General features: G+C 66.6%; 21 protein-coding genes. 18 read left to right on the plus strand and 3 right to left on the minus strand.

Translation table 11 applies throughout. The features are described from left to right. Nucleotides 1–2: 2 nt before the first annotated feature. Nucleotides 3–1,346, plus strand: coding sequence for a tRNA uridine-5-carboxymethylaminomethyl(34) synthesis GTPase MnmE (mnmE, locus tag ACPEES_RS14990; RefSeq protein WP_435104336.1), 1,344 nt, complete (start codon nt 3–5; stop codon nt 1,344–1,346). Between the two features lie 57 nt (nt 1,347–1,403). After that, entirely contained in the window at nt 1,404–2,861 is a 1,458-nt protein-coding gene (locus ACPEES_RS14995; RefSeq protein WP_435104337.1) for a rhomboid family intramembrane serine protease, read from the plus strand. Here the strand turns inward: ACPEES_RS14995 and ACPEES_RS15000 are convergent. Next, nucleotides 2,804–4,042 carry a tetratricopeptide repeat protein gene (locus ACPEES_RS15000; RefSeq protein WP_435104338.1) on the minus strand — a complete coding sequence of 413 codons (1,239 nt, stop codon included), beginning with the start codon at nt 4,040–4,042 and terminating at the stop codon, nt 2,804–2,806. The genes ACPEES_RS14995 and ACPEES_RS15000 overlap by 58 nt on opposite strands. 166 nt (nt 4,043–4,208) lie before the next feature. Here ACPEES_RS15000 and mnmG point away from each other — a divergent pair, with 166 nt between their 5' ends. From mnmG to glmS, 15 genes are all read left to right on the plus strand, one after another. Further along, a complete protein-coding gene (mnmG, locus tag ACPEES_RS15005) occupies nt 4,209–6,098 on the plus strand; it encodes a tRNA uridine-5-carboxymethylaminomethyl(34) synthesis enzyme MnmG (RefSeq protein ID WP_435104359.1) in 1,890 nt (629 codons plus the stop codon). Continuing rightward, on the plus strand, nt 6,091–6,753 hold the full coding sequence (gene rsmG / locus ACPEES_RS15010) for a 16S rRNA (guanine(527)-N(7))-methyltransferase RsmG (RefSeq protein WP_435104339.1): 663 nt from the start codon (nt 6,091–6,093) through the stop codon (nt 6,751–6,753). Before mnmG ends, rsmG begins: the two co-directional genes overlap by 8 nt. A gap of 10 nt (nt 6,754–6,763) precedes the next feature. Beyond that, complete coding sequence (locus ACPEES_RS15015; protein WP_435104340.1) at nt 6,764–7,546, plus strand: ParA family protein; 783 nt, start codon at nt 6,764–6,766, stop codon at nt 7,544–7,546. A 14-nt stretch (nt 7,547–7,560) separates the two neighbouring features. Beyond that, nucleotides 7,561–8,433: a ParB/RepB/Spo0J family partition protein gene (locus ACPEES_RS15020; RefSeq protein ID WP_435104341.1), complete on the plus strand. Its 873-nt coding sequence runs from the start codon at nt 7,561–7,563 to the stop codon at nt 8,431–8,433. A gap of 124 nt (nt 8,434–8,557) precedes the next feature. Then, nucleotides 8,558–8,893 carry an ATP synthase subunit I gene (locus ACPEES_RS15025; RefSeq protein WP_435104342.1) on the plus strand — a complete coding sequence of 112 codons (336 nt, stop codon included), beginning with the start codon at nt 8,558–8,560 and terminating at the stop codon, nt 8,891–8,893. Nucleotides 8,894–8,921: 28 nt separating this feature from the next. Further along, nucleotides 8,922–9,689 (plus strand): F0F1 ATP synthase subunit A, encoded by a 768-nt coding sequence (gene atpB / locus ACPEES_RS15030; RefSeq protein WP_435104343.1) that lies wholly within the window; start codon nt 8,922–8,924, stop codon nt 9,687–9,689. 55 nt (nt 9,690–9,744) lie between these two features. Next, on the plus strand, nt 9,745–10,014 hold the full coding sequence (gene atpE, locus ACPEES_RS15035; RefSeq protein WP_435104344.1) for a F0F1 ATP synthase subunit C: 270 nt from the start codon (nt 9,745–9,747) through the stop codon (nt 10,012–10,014). 50 nt (nt 10,015–10,064) lie between these two features. Further along, nucleotides 10,065–10,535: a F0F1 ATP synthase subunit B gene (locus tag ACPEES_RS15040; RefSeq protein ID WP_435104345.1), complete on the plus strand. Its 471-nt coding sequence runs from the start codon at nt 10,065–10,067 to the stop codon at nt 10,533–10,535. Nucleotides 10,536–10,547: 12 nt separating this feature from the next. Continuing rightward, nucleotides 10,548–11,084, plus strand: coding sequence for a F0F1 ATP synthase subunit delta (locus ACPEES_RS15045; protein WP_435104346.1), 537 nt, complete (start codon nt 10,548–10,550; stop codon nt 11,082–11,084). A gap of 15 nt (nt 11,085–11,099) precedes the next feature. Continuing rightward, nucleotides 11,100–12,641: a F0F1 ATP synthase subunit alpha gene (gene atpA / locus ACPEES_RS15050; RefSeq protein WP_435104347.1), complete on the plus strand. Its 1,542-nt coding sequence runs from the start codon at nt 11,100–11,102 to the stop codon at nt 12,639–12,641. Nucleotides 12,642–12,658: 17 nt separating this feature from the next. Then, the gene (gene atpG, locus ACPEES_RS15055) at nt 12,659–13,522 is read left to right on the plus strand and encodes a F0F1 ATP synthase subunit gamma (RefSeq protein ID WP_435104348.1); all 864 of its coding nucleotides are present in this window, start codon (nt 12,659–12,661) and stop codon (nt 13,520–13,522) included. 64 nt (nt 13,523–13,586) lie between these two features. Continuing rightward, nucleotides 13,587–14,963, plus strand: coding sequence for a F0F1 ATP synthase subunit beta (gene atpD / locus ACPEES_RS15060; RefSeq protein ID WP_435104349.1), 1,377 nt, complete (start codon nt 13,587–13,589; stop codon nt 14,961–14,963). 34 nt (nt 14,964–14,997) lie between these two features. Further along, on the plus strand, nt 14,998–15,432 hold the full coding sequence (locus tag ACPEES_RS15065) for a F0F1 ATP synthase subunit epsilon (protein WP_435104351.1): 435 nt from the start codon (nt 14,998–15,000) through the stop codon (nt 15,430–15,432). A gap of 130 nt (nt 15,433–15,562) precedes the next feature. Then, on the plus strand, nt 15,563–16,933 hold the full coding sequence (glmU, locus tag ACPEES_RS15070; RefSeq protein WP_435104352.1) for a bifunctional UDP-N-acetylglucosamine diphosphorylase/glucosamine-1-phosphate N-acetyltransferase GlmU: 1,371 nt from the start codon (nt 15,563–15,565) through the stop codon (nt 16,931–16,933). 109 nt (nt 16,934–17,042) lie between these two features. Then, on the plus strand, nt 17,043–18,875 hold the full coding sequence (gene glmS / locus ACPEES_RS15075) for a glutamine--fructose-6-phosphate transaminase (isomerizing) (RefSeq protein WP_435104353.1): 1,833 nt from the start codon (nt 17,043–17,045) through the stop codon (nt 18,873–18,875). A 664-nt stretch (nt 18,876–19,539) separates the two neighbouring features. On the opposite strand, the gene ACPEES_RS15080 is transcribed toward glmS, so the two are convergent. Both ACPEES_RS15080 and ACPEES_RS15085 read right to left on the minus strand, forming a co-directional pair. Then, nucleotides 19,540–21,249 (minus strand): UvrD-helicase domain-containing protein, encoded by a 1,710-nt coding sequence (locus ACPEES_RS15080; protein ID WP_435104354.1) that lies wholly within the window; start codon nt 21,247–21,249, stop codon nt 19,540–19,542. After that, on the minus strand, nt 21,246–21,800 hold the full coding sequence (locus tag ACPEES_RS15085; protein WP_435104355.1) for a hypothetical protein: 555 nt from the start codon (nt 21,798–21,800) through the stop codon (nt 21,246–21,248). Before ACPEES_RS15085 ends, ACPEES_RS15080 begins: the two co-directional genes overlap by 4 nt. 125 nt (nt 21,801–21,925) lie before the next feature. On the opposite strand from ACPEES_RS15085, the gene istA reads away from it, so the two are divergent. Further along, nucleotides 21,926–22,521, plus strand: a 596-nt coding sequence (istA, locus tag ACPEES_RS15090) for an IS21 family transposase (protein ID WP_435104357.1), incomplete at its 3' end; no start/stop codon positions are given.

The following is a 22,521-nucleotide window of genomic DNA, read 5'->3' on the forward strand; positions in this document are numbered from 1 at the left end:
CGATGAGCGGGGAGACCATCTGCGCGGTGGCCACCCCGCCCGGCCGCGGCGGGGTCGGCATCGTGCGGGTCTCCGGGCCCGCGGTGGCGGCCATCGCCGAGTCAGTGCTCGGCGCCGTGCCCACCCCGCGATACGCACGATTCGCGCGCTTCCGTGACGGTGACGGCGGTGTCCTCGACGAGGGCATCGCCCTTTACTTTCCCGGCCCGCACTCGTTCACCGGCGACGACGTGCTCGAGCTCCACGGCCATGGCGGCCCGGTGGTTCTGGATCGAATCCTGCGTCGTCTCACCGGGCTGGGCGCCCGTCTCGCCCGCCCCGGGGAATTTTCCGAGCGCGCCTTCCTCAATGACCGGCTGGATCTCGCCCAGGCCGAGGCCATCGCGGATCTGATCGACGCCCGAACCGAGGACGGCGCGCGTGCGGCCATGCGTTCGCTCTCCGGGGAGTTCTCTCAACGCATAGACGCGTTGGTGGAGGCGGTTACCGAGCTCCGCGTCTACGTCGAGTCGGCCATCGATTTCGCCGACGAAGAGATCGATTTCCTCGGCGAGTCGGCGGTCAGCGACCGCCTCGCCGACCTGCGTGAACGCCTCGACGACACCCTCGCCGCCGCCCGCCGTGGCCGACTGCTTGCCGAGGGCATGACCGTGGTTATCGCCGGACGGCCCAACGCCGGCAAGTCGAGCCTGCTCAACCGTCTCGCGGGCACCGAGGCCGCCATCGTCACGGAAGTGCCCGGTACCACCCGGGACGTGCTACGTGAACGCATCCAGCTCGAAGGACTGCCACTGCATGTAGTGGATACCGCCGGGCTACGCGAAAGCGCGGACATCGTCGAACAGGAAGGCATACGCCGGGCGTGGCAGGCGATCGAGAGCGCGGACCGGCTGTTGCTGGTAGTCGACGACCGCGACGGCCCCGGTACGGCGGAGGCGGCCGTCGCCGAGCGCCTGCCTGCCGGTTGTGGCGTGAGCGTGATCCGCAACAAGGCCGACCTCACCGGGCGCGAGCCCGGCGTCGGCGACGGGCCACTAGGCCCCGAAGTGGTGTTGTCCGCGCTCACCGGAGCGGGCTTCGATGCGCTTGCGACCCATCTCAAAGCGGTGATGGGCTTCGCCCCGGAAGCCTCCGACTTCACCGCCCGCCGCCGCCACCTGGACGCCCTGGAGCGTGCCGACGTACACCTCGAGGCGGCGGCGCTGCAGCTTCAGGACTATGCCGCCGGCGAGCTCGTCGCCGAAGAGCTCCGCGCCGTCCAGGAGGCCCTCGGCGAGATCACCGGCCGGGTGACCACCGAAGATCTCCTCGGCCGGATTTTCTCGACCTTCTGCATCGGCAAGTAGTGACGCCTCACGCTTTGCTATCCTGAGCCCGTAACCAGCGACCCAGGGAAGGGACTCGTGTTTCTGCCGCTCGATCGACCTCTGGACTGGCGGGATCCACCCGTCGCCACGCTCGCGCTGACCGCCGTTTGCGTACTCGTTTTCCTCGTCTTTCAGACCGACGATGGCCGCAGCCGTCGTGAAGCGGTGCAGTTCTACTACGACTCCGGACTGGCCGCGATCGAGCTGCCGCGCTACCAGAGCTGGCTCGAGCGCCATGGCCGCGAGGCGCGGTGCGAGACGAGCGGGGCATGGGAAGGCTACGACGCCCCCTCGCCGTGCTGGCTGTTCCGCATGCAGTCCGATCCCGCGTTCATGCGCGCGCTTCGGGCCGGGGAGATCATCACCGCCGAAGACGATGGTCATTCCGCCTGGCGCTTCGATCGCCGCACTTACGAGCGTAAGCGTGCCGCCAATACCACCGAAGCCTGGGGATTGAAATCCGCCGACTTCTCTTGGTCGCGGCTTCTCACCCATCAGTTCCTGCATGGCGGTTGGGGCCACCTATTCGGGAACATGCTGTTCCTCGTGGCTGTGGGCTTGTTGCTGGAGGCTGCCGTCGGCGCCGGGCTTACCGCCGCGTTCTACCTGCTGGGAGGGGTCGCCGCGGCTGCCGTGCATATGATCTTCCAGCCGGCGAGCCTCGTCCCCATGGTGGGGGCTTCCGGTGCCATCGCCGGGCTCATGGGGGCGATGACGGTCGCCTACGGGCTGCGGCCGGTTCGGTTCTTCTACACCGTTGGAGTCTGGTTCGACTACGTACGTGCACCCGCGATCGTGTTGCTGCCCCTGTGGTTCGGCAAGGAGCTGCTGTCCTGGTGGCTGTATGCCGACGAAAGCGCCGTGGCGTTCACGGCGCATATGGGCGGGCTGGTCGGTGGTGCGTTCCTTGCCACGGCGACACGGCTCGTTCGTCCGAGCGCGGTTCGCCCGCCGGCGGAGGCGGATTCCGGGGCACAAGCGCAGGCGGCGCTGGCGGCTGCCCAGGACGCCCTGCGGCGGCTGGATTTCGACACCGCCGCCCGTGGCTTTCGCCGTCTGCTCACCGAGGGCGATACCCGTGACGCCGTGCTGCGGGGCCTCTACGACGCCCAGTGCCACCAACCGGCCAGTGAGGCTTACCATGCCGCTGCGGCCGAAGTGCTTGCCCGCGCGACGCCCGAGCGCCGAGCTCTCGTCGATGCCGTGTACGCCGACTATCGGCACCGGGCGCGCCCGCGGCCACGGCTGGAAGCCGCGTCACTGCGCGTACTTGCTCGCTACTTCCTGGCCACCGCTCAGCGCGCCCGGGCCGCCGAAGTGCTTACCGTCATGTCCCGGGCACCGAATCGGTTCCCCCATCTCGCCACCCGGTTGGAGGCGCTTGCCGGCCAGTACGAAGCGGCCGGTGAGGGCGAGCGTGCAGAGCGCTGGCGGGCTCAGGCCCGGGCGGTGCGGGTGCTACGCCAGGGGGCCAATGATGCCACGTCCGGATGATCCGGATAGTGGCTGGCGAGGAAGCGCTCCAACGCTGCCGCCTTGGTCTCGTCGCCGAGCTCTTCACGAAACAGTCGTGCCGCCAGTGCGTAAAGCCGTGGTATCTCTGATCGTCCGGGGAAGCGCTTGTGGAACCCGTTGACGAGATGCAGGGCCTCGCGCGCCTGCCCGCGCAGACGCAGCGTTTCGGCGAGGATGGGATAAACCGCCGGGTCCGATGGTCGGTACTGTGGGTCATGCTGGCGGCTTTCGAGCCAGGCAACTGTCGCTTCGGCATACCGACCGGCGTCGGCGTGGCGGTCGATGAGCGTGTCGGCCGCCTCGCGCACGGCGCGCTGGTCGCCGGCGAGCTGTGCCGCCCGGTGCAGCCGTTTCACCAGCTCCGTGCTGTGGGGCTGACGCCCCACGCAGTCCCGCAGCTCGGCAAGCGCGGCCGGGTAGTTGTGCTCGGCGAGAAAGCGCTCCGCGGCGGATAGGTCTTCACCGTCGACGACATCACCCTGATCCTCCCAGGCTGGGGCGAGTCCCAGACGGTCACCGAACTGGTAGATGAAATAGCCCATGAGGTGGAAGCCCATCACCGTGAAGTAGGTCTGCGCCACAACCACGATGAAATAGCCGGACGACGCGGTTGCGCCGGTGATGACGAGGACGTTGCCCAAGGCGACATTGGTAAGGGTGACCAGACCCAGCAAGGCGAGGTAGTGCCAGCGCAACGCGCCGACGACATGGGCGATCATGGCCGGGTTCAGGGACTGGCGAAGGCTGCGGCTCCACGCCAGAATCATGATCCCTGCCGGTGCCAGTGCGAGAACGGCAACGAACCACGGTATTATCAGTACCGGCGGCAGAAGGCCCGCTGGCAGGCCCGCGATCAATCCCAGCGCTATCAGGAACGCGTACTGCTTGAACGGCAGCTCATAGCCATGGATGAGCGTCTCCCCGTCCAGCGGAGGCGGTGTGAGCTCTCCCTCCGCCGTGCTCGCGAGGGCCTCGTAGGCGTAGCGCAGGCCGATCAACGGCAGCACGAACCCACTGATCAGCATGGCCACCACGCCAAGGATTTTCGCGAGCACGCCTGCTGCGCCCAGCGCCAGGACGAAAAAAACGCCCGGCGGCCGAAGCGGGTAGAGGAAGAACTGCGGCATCCGCTGCCAGTAGGGGACGGGGCGGTCGGCCATACGGCACCTCCGTGTGAGATTGTCAATCCGCCGGCAGGTTAGCGTACCCCCGGCCATCCGTGCGAGCTTGAGCGACAGCCGACCCACAGGCTACGCTTTACGGTTATCTCGGTCCGCCAACCGGTGGGCATTTTCACGGCATTCCAGTGCGAGGTCAGTGGCAATCGTGCACTACGCCCGGGCATACGACGTCATCGTGGTGGGCGGCGGACACGCCGGCACCGAGGCGGCGCTGGCGGCCGCGCGCATGGGGGCGCGCACGCTGCTACTCACCCACAATATCGAAACCATCGGCCAGATGAGCTGCAACCCGGCTGTCGGCGGTATCGGCAAGGGCCACCTGGTGCGCGAGATCGATGCCCTCGGCGGTCTCATGGGGCGGGCCATCGATCGTGGCGGCATTCAGTTCCGCACCCTCAACAGCCGCAAGGGGCCGGCGGTGAGGGCGACCCGCGCCCAGGCCGACCGCGTGCTCTACCGTCAGGCCGTGCGCGCGGCCGTGGAGGATCAGCCCGGGCTGGAGCTCTTCCAGCAGGGCGTCGACGACCTGATCGTCGAGGGTGGGAAAGTCACCGGCGTCCGCACACAGATGGGGCTCACTTTCGAGGCGCCGCAGGTCGTGCTCACGGTGGGCACATTCCTCGGCGGCTGCATCCATATCGGCGAGAGCAACTACCAGGGCGGCCGGGCCGGCGACCCGCCGGCCAATGCGCTCGCCCGCCGCCTGCGCGAGCTGCCCACTACCGTGGACCGGCTGAAGACGGGTACGCCGCCGCGCGTCGACGGACGGTCCATCGCCTGGGATCGTCTCACCGGGCAGCCTGGTGACGATCCGGTGCCCTACTTCTCGCTGTGGAGCCGTGGCAACGAGCACCCGCGCCAGGTGCCTTGCCACATAACCCATACCAACGCCGCCACCCACGACGTGATCCGGGGGGCGCTGGAGCGCTCGCCCATGTTCAGCGGCGAGATCGAAGGCGTGGGCCCGCGCTATTGCCCCTCCATCGAGGACAAGGTGGTGCGATTCGCCGACCGGGATGCCCACCAGATCTTCGTCGAGCCCGAGGGCCTGACCACCCACGAGGTCTATCCCAACGGCATCTCCACCAGTCTGCCGTTCGATGTGCAGTACGAGCTGGTGCGCTCCATCGCCGGATTCGAGGCCGCCCATATCACCCGGCCCGGATACGCCATCGAGTATGACTTTCTCGACCCGCGGGACCTGAGGCCGAGCCTGGAAACCAAGTACCTGCCCGGGCTCTACCTCGCCGGACAGATCAACGGCACCACCGGCTACGAGGAAGCCGCCGCCCAGGGCCTTGTAGCGGGCATGAACGCCGCCGCAGCCGTGAACGGGCGCGAGCCGTGGCACCCGCGCCGGGACGAGGCCTATATCGGTGTGCTCATCGATGATCTCATCACCCGCGGCACCCGCGAGCCTTACCGCATGTTCACCTCGCGAGCCGAGTATCGGCTGCATCTGCGCGAGGACAACGCGGACCTGCGCCTGGCCCCCATCGCGCGGGAGTACGGGCTCATCGACGAAGACCAGTGGGCCGCGGTCGCCGGCCACCGCGAGGCGGTGGAGCGCGAAACCGCGCGGCTGGACGCGACCGTGGTGCGTCCCTCGCAGGTGAGCGCGGACGCGGCGGAAGCGGTGCTCGGCGGTGCGCTCACCAAGGAGCAGAGCCTGCTGGAGATCCTGCGGCGTCCGTATGTGGATTACGAGGCCCTGCGTCAGTTGCCCGGCATGGCGGATGCGCTGCCGGCCGGACGCAGCGCCGAGCAGGTGGCCATACAGGCGAAGTACGCCGGGTACCTGGCGCGCCAGCGCCGCCAGGTGGACCAGGCGAGCCGTTACGAGGACGTGGCTCTGCCCGATGATCTGGACTACGCCTCGGTGAGCGGGCTTTCGAGCGAGGTACGGGAGAAACTGACCACCCATCGCCCGGCCACGCTCGGCCAGGCCGGGCGCATTGACGGGGTCACCCCGGCGGCGGTGTCGCTTCTGCTGGTCCATCTGAAGCGTCGCGGGGCGTTGCGCCGCAGTGCCTGACGCGCAACGTGCGGCGCTGGAGCAGCGTCTCGATCGCGGCCTCGGGGCGCTGGGCCTCACGCTCGACGAGCGCGCGCGAGCGCGGCTGGTCGACTACGTCGAACTGCTCGCCCGCTGGAATCGGGCCTACAACCTCTCCGCGGTGCGCGACCCCGAGGCCATGGTCACCCGCCACGTGGTCGATAGCCTGGCGGCGCTGCCCTGGGTGGGTGATGGTACGCTGCTCGATATCGGCACGGGCCCGGGCCTCCCGGGCATACCGCTCGCCATCGTCCGCGACGGGCTCGCCGTCACCCTGCTGGACAGCAACGGCAAGAAGACCCGGTTTCTCAACCAGGCGGTCATGGAGCTGGGTCTGGAGCGTTGCCGGGTGGTGCAGACGCGGGCGGTGGACGCCGACGGCGAGTACGACATGGTCACCTCCCGAGCGTTCGCCGCGCTCGACGAATTCTGGCGGGTCGCCGCGCCGCGGCTTGCACCCGAGGGGCGAGCCCTGGCGCTCAAGGGCCGCTATCCTGGAGACGAGTTGTCCGCGCTCACCGGGATGGGGGTATCATGGCGTAGCTTCCCGCTCGAGGTCCCCGACCTGGACGCCGAGCGCCACCTGGTCGAGCTGACCCCCGAGCCGGCGACCGCGTCTCCGCGACAGAACTAGGGCCCTATTCATGACCCGGATCATTGCCGTCACCAACCAGAAGGGCGGGGTGGGCAAGACCACCACCTGCGTCAACCTCGCCGCCTCGCTCGCGGCCAACCGCCGCCGTGTGCTGATGGTGGATCTCGATCCACAGGGCAACGCCACGGTGGGCGCGGGCGTCGACAAGGACGAGCTCGCCGCAAGCAACTACGAGCTTCTCATGGGGGAGACCGACGCCGAAGCGGTGCGCCAGAGCGCCGTGGACGGGGCCTTCGACGTGCTCCCCGCGAACGGCGACCTCACCGCCGCGGAGGTCGCGCTGCTCGAGCTCGACCACCGCGAACGCCGCCTCGCCGACGCCCTCGCGTCCCTCGCCGGCGAGTACGATTACGTGCTGGTGGATTGCCCGCCGTCGCTCAACATCCTTACGGTCAACGCGCTGGTGGCCGCCGACCGGGTGTTGATCCCCATCCAGTGCGAATATTACGCGCTCGAAGGTCTCACCGCGCTGCTGGATACCATTCGTCGGGTCCAGCAGACGGCGAACCCGTCACTGGAGATCGAAGGCTTGCTGCGAACCATGTTCGACCCGCGCAATAATCTGGCCAACCAGGTGGGGGCACAGTTGCTCGCTCACTTCGATGACAAGGTCTACCGTACCCAGATCCCCCGCAACGTGCGTCTCGCCGAGGCACCGAGCCATGGCCGCCCGGCGTTGCAGTACGATCGTACCTCCCGCGGGGCGATCTCCTACATGGCGCTGGCCTCGGAGCTGCTGCGCCGCGAACGCCGGGCCGCGACCAGCGCATGATGGGAGAGGAGCCGATGAGCCAGAAACGCAGGGGGCTGGGACGCGGGCTCGACGCGCTGCTCGGCGGAGTACCGGAGACCGAGGGCGAGGCCGCGGATGCCGCCGCCCGCGGCGATCTCCGCAAGCTGCCCATCGACCTGCTCGAACGCGGGCGCTACCAACCGCGTACCGAATTCGACCCGGCCTCGCTCCAGGAGCTTGCCGACTCCATTAGGGCCCAGGGCGTGGTCCAGCCCATCGTGGTCCGGCCGCTGCCCGATGAGCGCTACGAGATCATCGCCGGCGAGAGACGCTGGCGCGCCGCCCAGCTCGCCGGCCTCGCGGAGATCCCCGCGCTGATTCGCGACGTGCCCGACGAGACCGCCATCGCCGTGGCGCTCATCGAGAATATCCAGCGCGAGGATCTCAACCCGCTGGAGGAGGCCTCGGCACTGAAGCGTCTCACCGGCGAGTTCGGCATGACCCACCAGGGCGTGGCCGACGCCGTGGGCCGCTCGCGGGCGAGTGTTTCCAACCTGCTACGCTTGCTCGAGCTCGCCCCGGAGGTGAAGGACCTCATCGCCGAGCGCCGCCTCGAGATGGGCCACGCCCGTGCGATCCTCGGGCTCTCCGCCGCGGATCAGGCCCGTATCGCCCAGCAGGTCGCCGAGAAGGGCCTGTCCGTGCGCGAGACCGAAGCCCTGGTGCGACGGCTCACCGAGGGCGGTGACCGTCCCTCGCGGCCGCGTAACACCGTCGATCCGAATATCCGCCGCCTGCAGGAAGACTTGAGCGGCCGCCTCGGTGCCAGTGTCGCCATCAAGCACGGCCGCAGCGGCAAGGGCCGCGTGGTCATCGAGTACAACAGCCTCGACGAGCTCGACGGCATCCTCTCGCATATCCAATGACTCCGGGTTCACGTGCCGGGTTTTCGGCGTTGAACCCACTCGATCAGTTATTTATACTTCGCCCGCCTCGCCACGGTCCGGAGGCACAGGGGAGTAACGCGTACCGATGCGGGTTGCAAAACGAGTGGTTCTGCTGCAACTCGCGATTACTCTGACCGCGGCGCTGGCATGGCTGATCGCATCGAGCGCGCGTGCAGCGCTTGCCGCGATGGCCGGCGGAGGGATCAGCACCGCCCTGAGCATCTACGTCGCCGTGAAGGTGTTCTCGCGCGACGCGGCCGCCGACCCGGAAGCGGCGCTGGCGGCCTTTTATCGCGCCGAGGCGATGAAGCTGGTGCTCACGGCAGTGCTGACCTCCTTGGCGATCATGGGGTTCCGCGATCACACGGTCCCCCTGATCACGACGCTGGCGGCCACCCTGAGCGCATACTGGCTGGCCCTGCTCGGCAATATGGACTAAAACGACGTCACGACGAGAAGACCAAGGTATGGCCGCGAATTCTCCGACCGAATACGTCCAGCACCACCTTCACCATCTGCAGATCGGCGATGGGGGGTTCTGGACCCTCAATATCGATACCCTGATCTTCTCCTGGGCCACGGGCCTGCTCTTTCTGGGGATCTTCTACTCCGTCGCCCGGCGGGTGAGCGCCGATACGCCGACGGGGCTGCAGAATTTCATCGAAGTGTTGGTGGAGTTCGCCGACAACACCGTCAAGGACGCCTTCCACGGCTCGCGTGAGTTCCTTGGGCCGCTGGCGCTGACCATCTTCATGTGGGTGCTGCTCTGGAACCTGCTGGACCTGGTGCCGGTGGACTGGTTGCCGTCGCTCGCCGCGGCGATCGGTATCCCGTACCTGCGCATCGTGCCTTCGGCGGACATGAACGCGACCTTCGGTCTGTCGCTCATGGTGCTGTTCCTGATGCTCACCTACGGCGTCAAGGGCAAGGGTGTGGGCGGTTTCACCAAGGAGATGCTCTTCCATCCCTTCAACACCATCTGGCTGTTGCCGTTCAACCTCATTCTCAACGTGGTCGAGATCCTGGCGAAGCCGGTCTCGCTCGCGATGCGACTGTTCGGCAACCTCTACGCCGCCGAGCTGATCTTCATCCTCATCGCCATGCTGCCCTGGTGGGCGCAGTGGCTGCCCGGTGGCGCCTGGGCCATATTCCATATCCTGGTGATCCCGCTGCAGGCGTTCATCTTCATGGTGCTCACCTGTGTATACATCGGGCTCGCGTACGAAGAGCACTGATCGCGTCCCGTTTCGACTCTAGACCTTTGAACCACCATTAACCTGGAGAGCAACAATGCAGGAACTCATCGCTCAGGTTCAGTCCATGACCGCCCTGGCCATCGGCCTGATCTTCGCCTTCGCCGCTCTCGGCACCGCCCTCGGTTTCGGTATGCTCGGTGGCAAGTTCCTCGAGGGCGCCGCGCGCCAGCCCGAGACCGCCAACATGCTCCAGGGCCGGATGTTCATCATCGCCGGTCTGCTCGACGCGGTTTCCATCATCGGTGTCGCCTTCGCTGCCCTGCTGATGTTCGCCAACCCGCTCGTCGGCGCCATCGGCGGCTGACCAGCCCGGCGTAACATCCAGACCGCAGGCAGCAACCGGGAGTTTCAACCGTGGGGATCAATGCAACCCTGATCGGACAGGGGATCACGTTCTTCGTGTTCATCCTGTTCACGATGAAGTTCGTCTGGCCGCCCATCCGGAAGGCCATGGACGAACGGCAGAAGCGGATCGCTGACGGGTTGGCTTCCGCGGAGCGCGGCCAGCACGAGCTGGAGCTGGCGCAGAAGCGTGCTGCTGAGCAGATTCGCGAAGCCAAGCAGCAGGCTGCGGAAATCATCGAGCAGGCCAACCGGCGTAGTGCGGAGATCGTCGACGAATCCCGTCAGGAGGCCCGCGAGGCCGCCGAGCGCGAGCACGCCGCCGCCGAGGCCCGCATCGAGCAGGAGGTGGCCCACGCCCGTGCGGAGCTGAAGAAGAAAGTCTCCGATCTGGCGATCCTGGGCGCCTCCCGCATCCTCGAGCGCGAGGTCGATGCGAAGGCCCACAACGCCATGCTCGACGAGCTGGCCGAACAACTCTGAGGCAAGCCAACAATGGCGGAGAGCACTACCGTCGCCCGGCCGTACGCCCAGGGCATCTTCGAGCTGGCGCGCGAACAGGACGCGCTCGCCGCCTGGTCCGAACAGCTGGACCTCGTGGCCGACGTCGTGCGCCACCCGGAGATGGCCCAGCTGCTCGGCAGTCCGCGGCTCACCAGTGAGCAACGGGCCGAGCTGATCATCGGCGTGTGCGGTGAGGGCCTGAAAGAACAGGGACGCAACCTCGTGCAGCTGCTGGTCGACAACGACCGCCTTGAGGTGCTGCCCGAGATTGCCGCGCAGTACCGCGCGCTGCGGGCCACCGCCGAACGTACGCTGGAGGCCCGTCTGATCTCGGCGCAAGCCGTTGACGAGGACGTCCGGGCCCGGCTCGAGTCCGCCCTGTCGAAGCGGCTCGACCGTCAGGTCACGCTAACCACCGAGATCGACGAGTCCTTGCTCGGCGGTGCGGTGGTACGGGCCGGGGATCTGGTCATCGACGGGTCCGTGCAGGGCAGGCTCACGCGTCTCACCGGCGCCCTGAGCCGCTAAGGGGAAGATTCAACGATGCAACTCAATCCGAGCGAAATCAGCGACCTCATCAAGCAGCGCATCGAGAGCTTCGAGGCGGTCGCGGAGGCGCGCAACGAAGGTACCGTGGTGAGCGTCTCCGACGGTATCGTGCGCATCCACGGCCTCGCCGATGCGATGCAGGGCGAGATGCTGGAGTTCCCGAACGATACCTTCGGCATGGCGCTCAACCTCGAGCGCGATTCCGTCGGTGCCGTGATTCTCGGCGACTACTCGCACCTTTCCGAGGGCGATTCGGTCAAGGCGACCGGCCGCATCCTCGAGGTCCCGGTGGGTGAAGAGCTCCTCGGGCGCGTGGTCGATCCGCTGGGTAGTTCCCTCGACGGCAAGGGAGCGATCCAGACCAAGCAGAGCGAGCCTGTCGAGAAGGTCGCTCCGGGCGTCATCACCCGTGAGGGCGTGGATCAGCCGGTGCAGACCGGGCTGAAGTCTATCGACGCCATGGTGCCCATCGGCCGCGGCCAGCGTGAGCTGATCATCGGCGACCGCCAGACGGGCAAGACCGCCATCGCCGTCGACACCATCATCAACCAGAAAGGCTCGGGCATTAAGTGCATCTACGTGGCGGTGGGCCAGAAGAACTCCTCCATCGCCAACGTGGTGCGCAAGCTCGAGGAGCACGACGCGATGGAGCACACCATCGTGGTCTCCGCTTCCGCTTCGGAATCCGCCGCGCTGCAGTTCATCGCACCCTATGCCGGCTGCGCCATGGGCGAGTACTTCCGCGACCGCGGCGAGGATGCGCTGATCATCTACGATGACCTCACCAAGCAGGCCTGGGCCTATCGCCAGGTTTCCCTGCTGCTGCGCCGTCCGCCGGGGCGTGAGGCGTATCCCGGTGACGTGTTCTACCTCCACTCGCGCCTGCTCGAGCGCGCCGCGCGCATCAACGCTGACGAGGTGGAGCGCCGTACCAACGGCGAGGTCACCGGCAAGACCGGCTCGCTCACCGCGCTGCCGATCATCGAGACCCAGGCGGGCGACGTCTCCGCATTCGTGCCCACCAACGTGATCTCGATCACCGACGGCCAGATCTATCTCGAGTCCGATCTGTTCAACACGGGCGTGCGCCCGGCGATCAATGCCGGCCTGTCCGTCTCCCGCGTGGGTGGCTCGGCGCAGACGAAGATCATCAGGAAGCTCGGCAGCGGCATTCGTCTGGCACTCGCCCAGTACCGCGAGCTCGCCGCCTTCGCCCAGTTCGCCTCGGATCTCGACGAGGCCACGCGTAAGCAGCTCGAGCGCGGTCAGCGCGCCATGGAGCTGCTCAAGCAGCCGCAGTACTCGCCGCTTTCGGTGGGTCACATGGCGGTGTCGCTGTACGCGCTCAACGAAGGCTATCTGGACGACTTGGAGATCGAGAAGATCGGTGCCTTCGAGCGGGAGCTGCACAAGCACTTCGACTCGAACTTCTCCGATCTGATCAAGCGCATCGACGAGACCGGCGCTTACGACGACGATATCGTCGGTGAGCTCAAGAAGGGCGTCGAGGACTTCAAAGCCCACGGCACCTGGTAACCAACGGCGGGGATCCCATGTCCGGCGGTAAAGAGATCCGCACGCAGATCAAAAGCGTTCAGAACACGCAGAAGATCACCACCGCGATGGAGATGGTGGCTGCCTCCAAGATGCGCAACGCCCAGCGCCGCATGGAGGCAGCCCGGCCCTACGCGGACAAGATCCGGCAAGTCATCCGGCACCTCGCCCAGGCGAACCCGGAGTACCGCCACCCGTTCCTCGAGGATCGGGAGGTCAAGCGCGTGGGCTACATCATCATCTCCAGCGACCGTGGTCTCTGTGGCGGCCTGAACAACAACCTCTTCCGTGCTGTGGTCAAGGCCATGAAGGCGGATAGCGAGGCCGGCCGCGAGATGGACGTCTGCACCATCGGCTCCAAGGCCATCCAGTTCTTCGGACGCTTCGGGGCGAACGTGGTGGCCGACGCCTCGCAGCTCGGCGACCGGCCCCACCTGGACGACATCGTGGGTGCGGTCAAGGTCATGCTCGACCGCTACGAGTCCGGCGAGATCGACCAGCTCGTGCTTTGCTACAACGAGTTCGTCAACACCATGACCCAGCGCCCGACGCTGGAGACGGTGCTGCCCTTGCCTGAAGGCGACGACGAGGATGCGCCGAAGCACAGCTGGGACTACCTCTACGAGCCCGACGCCGTGCAGGCACTGGATCTGCTGCTCACGCGCTACGCCGAAGCGTTGGTCTATCAGTCGGTGGTGGAGAACATCGCCTGCGAGCAGGCCGCGCGGATGGTGGCCATGAAGGCGGCGTCGGACAACGCCGGCAACCTCATCGAGGAGCTCCAGCTCGCCTACAACAAGGCGCGCCAGGCGGCGATCACCAAGGAGCTCTCCGAGATCGTGGCCGGCGCGGAGGCGGTCTGACAACGGCACCGCCGCCCCCGCCGGGGAGCCGGATTCAGCGAATTCGCGAAGAGGAACTGGGTTTATGAGTTCAGGAAAGATCGTTCAGATCATCGGCGCCGTGGTCGAGGTGGAGTTCCCCCGCGACCAGGTGCCGAAGGTCTATGACGCCCTCCACGTGGGCGAATACGACCTCACCCTCGAGGTCCAGCAGCAGGTCGGTGACGGCGTCGTGCGTTGCATCGCCATGGGCAGTACCGACGGGCTGAAGCGCAACGTCGAGGTCACCAACACCGGCGCGGCCATCTCCGTGCCCGTGGGCCAGAAGACGCTCGGGCGCATCATGGACGTGCTCGGCCGTCCCGTGGACGAGGGCGGCGAGGTCGGCGAGGAAGAGCGCTGGCCGATCCACCGCAAGGCCCCGGCCTACGAGGACCAGGCGGCGAGCCAGGAGTTGCTCGAGACCGGCATCAAGGTCATCGACCTGCTCTGCCCCTTTGCCAAGGGCGGCAAGGTCGGCCTGTTCGGCGGTGCCGGCGTGGGCAAGACCGTCAACATGATGGAGCTCATCCGTAACATCGCCATCGAGCACAGCGGCTACTCCGTGTTCGCCGGCGTGGGTGAGCGTACCCGTGAGGGCAACGACTTCTACCACGAAATGAAGGAGTCGGACGTCCTCGACAAGGTGGCGCTGGTCTACGGCCAGATGAACGAGCCGCCGGGCAACCGCCTGCGCGTGGCGCTCACCGGCTTGACCATGGCGGAGTACTTCCGCGACGAGGGCCGTGACGTGCTGATGTTCATCGACAACATCTACCGTTACACCCTCGCCGGTCAGGAGGTTTCAGCGCTGCTCGGCCGCATGCCTTCCGCAGTGGGCTATCAGCCGACACTGGCCGAGGAGATGGGTGTCCTCCAGGAGCGCATCACCTCCACGAAGACGGGCTCCATCACCTCCGTGCAGGCCGTGTACGTGCCCGCCGACGACCTCACCGACCCGTCGCCGGCGACCACCTTCGCGCACCTTGACGCGACGGTCGTGCTGGCCCGCTCCATCGCCGAGCTCGGCATTTATCCGGCGGTGGATCCGCTGGATTCCACCTCGCGCCAGCTCGACCCGCTGGTCATCGGCGAGGAGCACTACAATACCGCCCGTTCGGTGCAGACCGTGCTTCAGCGCTACAAGGAGCTCAAGGACATCATCGCTATCCTGGGCATGGACGAGCTCTCCGAGGACGACAAGCTGGCCGTCGCCCGTGCGCGTAAGATCCAGCGCTTCCTCTCGCAGCCGTTCTTCGCTGCCGAGGCGTTCACCAACACCCCCGGCAAGTTCGTGCCACTGAAGGAGACCATCCGCGGCTTCCGCGCCATCGTCGACGGTGAGTGCGACGATCTGCCGGAGCAGGCCTTCTACATGGTCGGCACCATCGACGAGGCCCGCGAGAAGGCGCAGTCGCTGTAGGCGACTGACGCCCAGGGAGTTTGCAGGTAAGCTTATGGCTATGACCATGCACGTGGACATCGTGAGCGCGGAAGAGTCCATCTACTCGGGCACGGCCACGTTCGTACTGGCGCGGGCCACCGAGGGCGAGGTGGGTATTACCTCGCGCCACATGCCCATGCTCGCGCAGCTCCAGCCGGGCGAGGTAATGGTGCGCACGCAGGACGGCGAAGAGGTCCTCTACTACGTATCCGGCGGCATGATCGAGGTGCAGCCCCACGTGGTCACGATTCTCGCCGATACTGCCGTTCGTGCCAGGGATCTGGACGAGGCCGCCGCTCAGCAGGCCAAGCGCCGAGCCGAGGAGCAGCTCGTCAACCGAAGCGCGGAGATGGATTACGCCCGCGCCCAGGCAGAGCTCGCCGAGGCGGTGGCGCAGCTGCGCACGCTGGAGAAGGTTCGCAAACGCTCCGGCTCGGGCGCCTACTAGCACGCCCGCAGCGAGTATGCGGTAATGACGCGCGGTGGCTCCGTCGGGGCGCCGCGCGTTTTTGTTTGACACCACTCGTTACCGTCCACGGACGCGGGCGCCGGGCAGGCGTCCCCGGAGGAGTAGAGTCGTGACCGCTCCCTTATCCATCGTGATTCTCGCCGCGGGCGCCGGTACGCGCATGCGCTCGCGACTGCCCAAGGTACTCCATCCCCTCGCCGGCCGGCCCATGCTGCGCCACGTGATCGATACCGCCCGGGGGCTGGAGCCCGCCGGCATCCACGTCGTCTTCGGCCACGGCGGCGAGCAGGTCCGCAACGAGATACCGGACGACGACCTCGACTGGGTCCACCAGGCCGAACAGCTCGGCACCGGCCACGCCGTCGCCCAGGCCATGCCGGGCATTCCCGACGATCACGACGTGCTCGTGCTCTGTGGCGACGTGCCCCTGGTCCGTCCCGAGAGCCTCGCCGCGTTGCGGGAGGCCGCCTACGACGGTGCTGCCCTGCTAGCGGTGCGCCTGACGGATGCCAGCGGCTACGGCCGCATCCTCCGTGACGCAGCGGGCGACGTAGCCGGCATCGTCGAAGAGAAGGACGCCACCGCCGAGCAGCGCGCCATCACCGAGATCAACAGCGGCATCATGTGCTTGCCGGCGGGCCGCCTGCGGGGTTGGCTCACCGCGCTGTCCGATGACAACGCCCAGGGCGAGTACTACCTCACCGACGTGATCGCCATGGCGCGCCGTGATGGAGTGTCGATCCACACCGCCGAGGCCGCCGACGTCGTGGAGGTGCAGGGCGTCAACGATCGCCGCCAACTCGCCGTGGTCGAGCGGGCCTGGCAGCGCCGCGAGGCGGACCGACTCATGGCGGCGGGTGTCAGCCTCATGGATCCGGCCCGGTTCGATGTTCGCGGCACGCTCGACTGCGGCGAGGACGTCACCATCGACGTGAACTGCGTGTTCGCCGGCGAGGTCCGCATCGGCGCGGGGGTGACCATCGGTCCCAACTGTCTTATCCGTGACAGCGTTATCGGCGACGGCACACACATCGAGGCGAACAGCGTCGTGGACGGCGCGGCGGTCGAAGGCGACAGCAGCGTCGGCCCGTTCGCCCGGCTGCGCACCGGTACCCGGCTCGCCCGTGGCGCGAAGGTGGGCAACTTCGTCGAGACGAAGAACGCTGACGTTGGCGAAGGCAGCAAAGTGAATCATCTTTCCTATGTGGGCGATGCCGAGGTGGGCCCGGGCGTCAACGTCGGTGCCGGCACCATTACCTGCAACTACGACGGCGCCAACAAGCACTTTACGGTGATCGAGGCGGACGCCTTCATCGGTTCGAATACAGCACTGGTCGCCCCCGTGCGCGTCGGCCGTGGGGCCACCATTGGTGCCGGCTCGGTGATCCGCGACGACGCGCCGGCGGATACGTTGACCCTCTCGGGTACCCGGCAGCAAAGCGTCTCCGGCTGGCAACGCCCGACGAAACGCCGCGACTGAGTCATTTACCGGCGCCGGTGTGGTTCCGGCTCCCCACCAGGGGGCCGGCACCCATACAATCCGGCGACATCACCAAGACGGTGTGGCCGAACGTAGAGGACGACGAGCTATGTGTGGGATCGTAGGCGCTGTTGCCGAACGCGACGTCACTGCCATTCTCCTGGAAGGCCTCAAGCGCCTCGAATACCGGGGGTATGACTCCGCAGGGCTCGCCGTACTCGACGATACCGGCGCGATGCGCCGCCACCGCGCCGTCGGCAAGGTCGCCGAGCTCGTCGCCGCCCAGGAGGCCGAGCCCCTCGCCGGCCACACCGGCCTCGCCCATACCCGCTGGGCGACCCACGGCGCGCCCAGCGAGGCCAACGCCCATCCCCACGTCGCCGGCGAGCGCATCGCCCTGGTGCACAACGGCATCATCGAGAACCATGAGGCGATGCGTAGCGCGCTCATCGAGCGCGGCTACGGATTCACCTCGGAGACCGACACCGAGGTGGTGGTCAACGCCATTCACGCCCGCACCGAGCGCGGCGAGGATCTCCTCACCGCCGTGCGTTCCGCGGTCGCCGACCTGGATGGCGCGTACGCCATCGGCGTCATAAGTGCCCACGAGCCCGGCCGGCTGGTGGCCGCCCGCAAGGGCAGCCCCCTGGTGGTGGGCGTGGGCATCGGCGAGCACTTCATCGCCTCCGACGTCTCCGCGCTGCTGCCGGTCACCCAGCAGTTCATCTTCCTGGAAGAAGGCGACATCGCAGACCTCACCCGCGAGGCGGTTACCGTCTACGACCGCGACGGCAACGTGGTCGAGCGCCCGGTGCGCACCTCCGAGCTCTCCGCCGACGCCGTCGAGCGCGGGCGCTACCGCCACTTCATGGCCAAGGAGATCCACGAGCAGCCCAGCGCCGTGGCGGAAACCCTGGAGGGGCGACTGTCCGAGCGGCGCATGCTCACCGAGACCCTGGGCCCGGAGGCCGCCGACGTCCTCTCCCGCGCCCAGCGCATCCAGATCGTCGCCTGCGGCACCAGCTACCACGCCGGCCTCGTTGCCCGGTACTGGTTCGAAGGCCTCGCCGGCATCCCCTGCGACGTGGAAGTGGCGAGTGAATTCCGCTACCGGCCCCACGTCGTGCCCGCGGGTACGGTCTTTCTCACCATCTCCCAGTCCGGCGAGACCGCCGACAGCCTGGCGGCGCTCCGCGAGGCGAAGTCCCTCGGCTACATGGCGAGCCTGGCGATCTGCAACGTCCCGGAAAGCTCCCTGGTGCGGGAGTCCGACCTCGTGCTCATGACCCGCGCCGGGCCCGAGATCGGCGTCGCCTCCACCAAGGCGTTTACCACGCAGCTCACCGCGCTGCTGCTCACCGTGATCGCCGCCGGCCGCCAGCACGCGCTCACCGAAGCGCGTGAGGCCGAGCTCGTCAACGCCCTGCGCCGCCTGCCAGGCCGCCTGGAGCAGACCCTCGAACTCGAGCCCGCGGTGCAGCGCCTCGCCGAGGACTTCGTCGACAAGCGCCACAGCCTCTTCCTGGGCCGCGGTGAGCAGTTCCCCATCGCCCTGGAAGGCGCGCTCAAGCTCAAGGAAATCTCCTACATCCACGCCGAGGCCTATCCCGCCGGCGAGCTCAAGCACGGCCCCCTCGCGCTGGTGGACAGCGAAATGCCCGTGGTCACCGTCGCCCCCAACGACCGCCTGGTGGAAAAGCTCAAATCCAACCTCCAGGAAGTCCGCGCCCGCGGCGGCCGCCTCTACGTCTTCGCCGACGCCGCCACCGCCCCGGCCGCCGGCGACGGCTACGAAGTCGTCACCCTCCCGGACACCGACCCGGTGACGGCCCCCATCGTCTATACGCTGCCCCTGCAGCTCCTCGCCTACCACGTTGCCGTCCTAAAGGGCACCGACGTGGACCAGCCGCGGAATCTCGCGAAATCGGTGACCGTGGAGTAGGTTGCGGACCGGTGCCGCCAAGACGTGGTTTGGCCAAACAAAGTCTGAGACTGTTCGAATAGGTTTAGAACTTTTCCACCACCTGTGCGAACAGCTTTGAAACAAAGTCGCCCGGCAACATGCGCGGCGTTCCCTAAGCCGCACTACCGGGGTTGTTTGCCCCGCCCGCCTCACGTTCGTTCCCGGCTAAGCGCTCGCACTCGATGCAATGCTGCTGAGCGCGGTCCTGGTGCACATGACGTCGTGTCAGCATCGCCGTCCGTTGACTGCAGTTGAACGGGTGAGTAGCAGAAGCGACTTGCTATGATTTAGTCGTGCAATGGACACGCTGACGCTATCCACCTCGGCTAAAGCAGAGGCCAAGACCGAGATCGAAATGGCATGTCGTTGTGGACGTTCGCTATGCCCCCACTTGGCCCACGACGTCTGCTAGCGACCCAAAGCTCTCATTCAGCTGGCAAATGTGGCACTGTAAGCCCCCGTTGCTGAGTTACACTTGCACTTGACCTGCTTTCGTACTTACCCATCAACCAGCCCGTTGCCGGACTAACTGCAAAGCTCGATACCGGGCCCGGGGCTGGCGGCTCCCCAGGCGGGAAACCCTCCCGCTAGAAAGTGGGGCTTTGCTAAGCCACAGCTAGCCCTACGATGCACTGCCCATTCCTCACAGCTCTACATAGTCCGCCCCGAATGCCGACAACCTGCCGCAGAGCCTCTCCTTCTGGCTGTTCGGCACCGCGATCATGAGCAGCTGTTCCGGCCGAGATACCCCCACGTACAGCTTGCGTACCTCTTCCGCCGTGTTCTCCGATGACCCCTTTTCGAGGAAATCGAGCGCCTTCTTCGCCCAACTGGTTCCGATCACGAGGCACGCCGCAGGAAACTCCTCCCCTTTGACCGAATGGATACTCCGGGCAGTCAATGCCGTCGACTCAGGCGTGCAAAGGCAGGCCTCTAGCTCGGAAATCTTTGCCAGATGTTGAGCCGGGGTCTTGTTGTCCGGCAAGACCGACGCAAGGGCACTGCGGGCTCGTTCGAGCCAAGTGCTCACGGTTTCCCCGGAGCCGGGGTCGAACCGCAGGTCCTGGATCAACGGCAACATGTCGGCGCGCCAACACTCGGGTGTGATGGCTTTGTCCGTCAGGTAATGGCGATAGGTCTGCCCGTCCTCCAGCCAGGGTCCAATGAGCGCTTCATGGAACGCCTCGAAAGCCTTCCTCCGCTCATGGCCGTCAACCGCCCCGTGGAAGCGGCTAACAGCAGAGGCAACCTTCACGACCAGATATCCCCGCTTCTTCGGCGTGGGGGCGCCGACAGCCCGCGAGGCAGCATTCCACCCAGTTGCGAGGACAGGACACCGAGCGGGATCAAGGCCGTGTCCTTCAATGAGTTTGCGGAACAGTCGGCCAATGTCCCGAGGCACGCTCCTACCGGAATAGCCCAGAATGTAGACAGGCGACCTTAACTCTCGGTGCTTTCCAAGAGGTTTATCCGGGGCAGTCTCGCCGGGGCGGAATGCCGCGACGGCGCAGCAAATAGCCCGGCTAGAGCGGAAATTGCCCGTCATCGGCAGCCGCGCGGTCCCAGGAAACTCTTTGGCGAAGGCTCTCAACTCTCTACCAACGCCGCCGCGGAAGCCGTAGATGGCCTGGTCGGGGTCGCAGATGACAGTGGTACGGATCCCGGAGCGGCGCAACCACCTGACGATCTCTAGGTCCTCAGGATTGCAGTCCTGGGCCTCATCGACGATGATCTCGCCGAACCGGGCGGCGAGCGCGGCGCCAAGTCGCGGCGCCATTTCCCGTTCGTTAATCAAGGCCACCGCGAGGCGGCGAACCGCAGCGAAATCCAGCTTGCCAGCGTCGAAGAGCCGCCGCCACTTGTTCTTCGCCTGCGTCCTGACCGCGGGCGCGACTTTGTCGACCTCGACTTTCTCCTGTTTCGCGATGTGCGGAATAACATTGCCACTAACCGGACAAAAGCACTTCAGAGGGTACTTGCGGCCCCATCCGACAGTTAGTTTGCCCAAATCCGGGATCAGTCGCGGCGCTTCCGCGCAGTCCGGCACCCCGAAGGGTGCGATCAAGAACTGCCACACGAACCCGTCGAACGTCCCGACGAAGTGCGGAAAAGCCGGGGTCGGCAGCACGCGCGCGCGTTGAAGGCGGCTCTCCAGTTCCGAGACGGCGGCATTGGTGAAGGAAAGGAAAGCGATCGCTCCGCCGGCGCCCCGGTCACGCAGGAGCCCGCGCGCCCGCTCCACCATCACCCGCGTCTTGCCGGCCCCCGGGCAGGCTTCGACGAAGCAGGAGCCCTCGTGTTCGATGACAGCCCGCTGCTCTGGCGTCGGGACAGCATTGTCCACTTGGCTCATCTGACGACAGCCTTGATCGCGTCGCGCAGGTAAGGGGGCACCTTAAACGGCTCGTCATTCTCGATTACTTCAGCGAGAATCTGGGCGAAATCCCCTTTGCGGGTATTGGTGAATAAGCCCTTCACGGCCGCTGCTTGGTCGGCACCGCCATTGGCTACGGCGGCATCCCAATTGTGCTCTGACTCGCGATGAAGGCATAGGTAAACCGCCTTGAGCAGGTCTTGGTTCCCCGCCTGCACCAGTGCCGGCTCTAGAGACACCTCGTTGACAAAGACCTCAAGCCTATCGGCGGCGTCCAAGTTCTTTGCCAGTTGCTCGAGATTGCGTTTCCGCTTCTGGCCGGGTGGTTGCTTGTCATCGCCGCCTGTCTTGTCCCCGTCCGTCACCACCACGACCCGCTCCGCAATGCGCACCCCCTCGGGTGCCGCCAGAAGCAGCTTGACGTAGGGTTCGAAGTCCACGCCGTCAATCGGTACGAAGACGGCGGTGCGGAACGTCCGGTAGGCATCGCGGTTGTCCTTGAGCACAATTTTTCGGGCGATCACCGGCAACAGCAGCGCCTTGTCAGCCCCGCCCGATATTGTCCGGATAGTAACGGACTAATTTGTCCGCCCACCCAAGCTGGGTACCTTCTGAGCAGAAGCTGTTGGTCGACAGTGAGCTCAGGAGGTCACCCATGCTCAGGCGGGAGGACGCGTTCATGATACTGCGTAAACGCCAACAGGGCTTATACATCAAAGACATCGCGGCGCAGATGGGCTGCTCTGAGCGCACGGTGCGGCGCATCCTGCGCCGCGGCGGCCCGGCGCCCGGTCGTCGCCCCGGCGCCCGTGGCAGCAAGCTCGATCCGTTCAAGGCCCATGTCGATCGGCTACTTGCCGAGGGTGTGTGGAACGGCGAGGTCATCCTGCGCGAGATTCGCGATCTCGGCTATCGCGGCGGTCGCACGATCCTGCAGGACTACATCCGCCCCAAGCGCAGCCTCCAGCCCTCGCGGGCGACGGTGCGCTTTGAGACTCGGCCCGGGCGTCAGCTCCAGCATGATTGGGGCGAGATTGACACCGTCATCGCCGGTGAGCGCGTGCGGGTGCACTTCGCGGTGAACACCCTCGGCTACTCGCGTCGCTTCCACGTGATGGCGGCACGCTGCGAGGATGCCGAACACACCTACGAGTCGTTGGTGCGGGCGTTCGAGCACTTCGGCGGCGTCGCCGCCGAGGTGCTGGTGGACAACCAGAAGGCGGCGGTGCTCGAGCACAGCCGCGGCGAGGT

The sequence above is a fragment of the Arhodomonas sp. AD133 genome, assembly GCF_051195215.1.
Lineage (GTDB): Bacteria > Pseudomonadota > Gammaproteobacteria > Nitrococcales > Nitrococcaceae > Arhodomonas.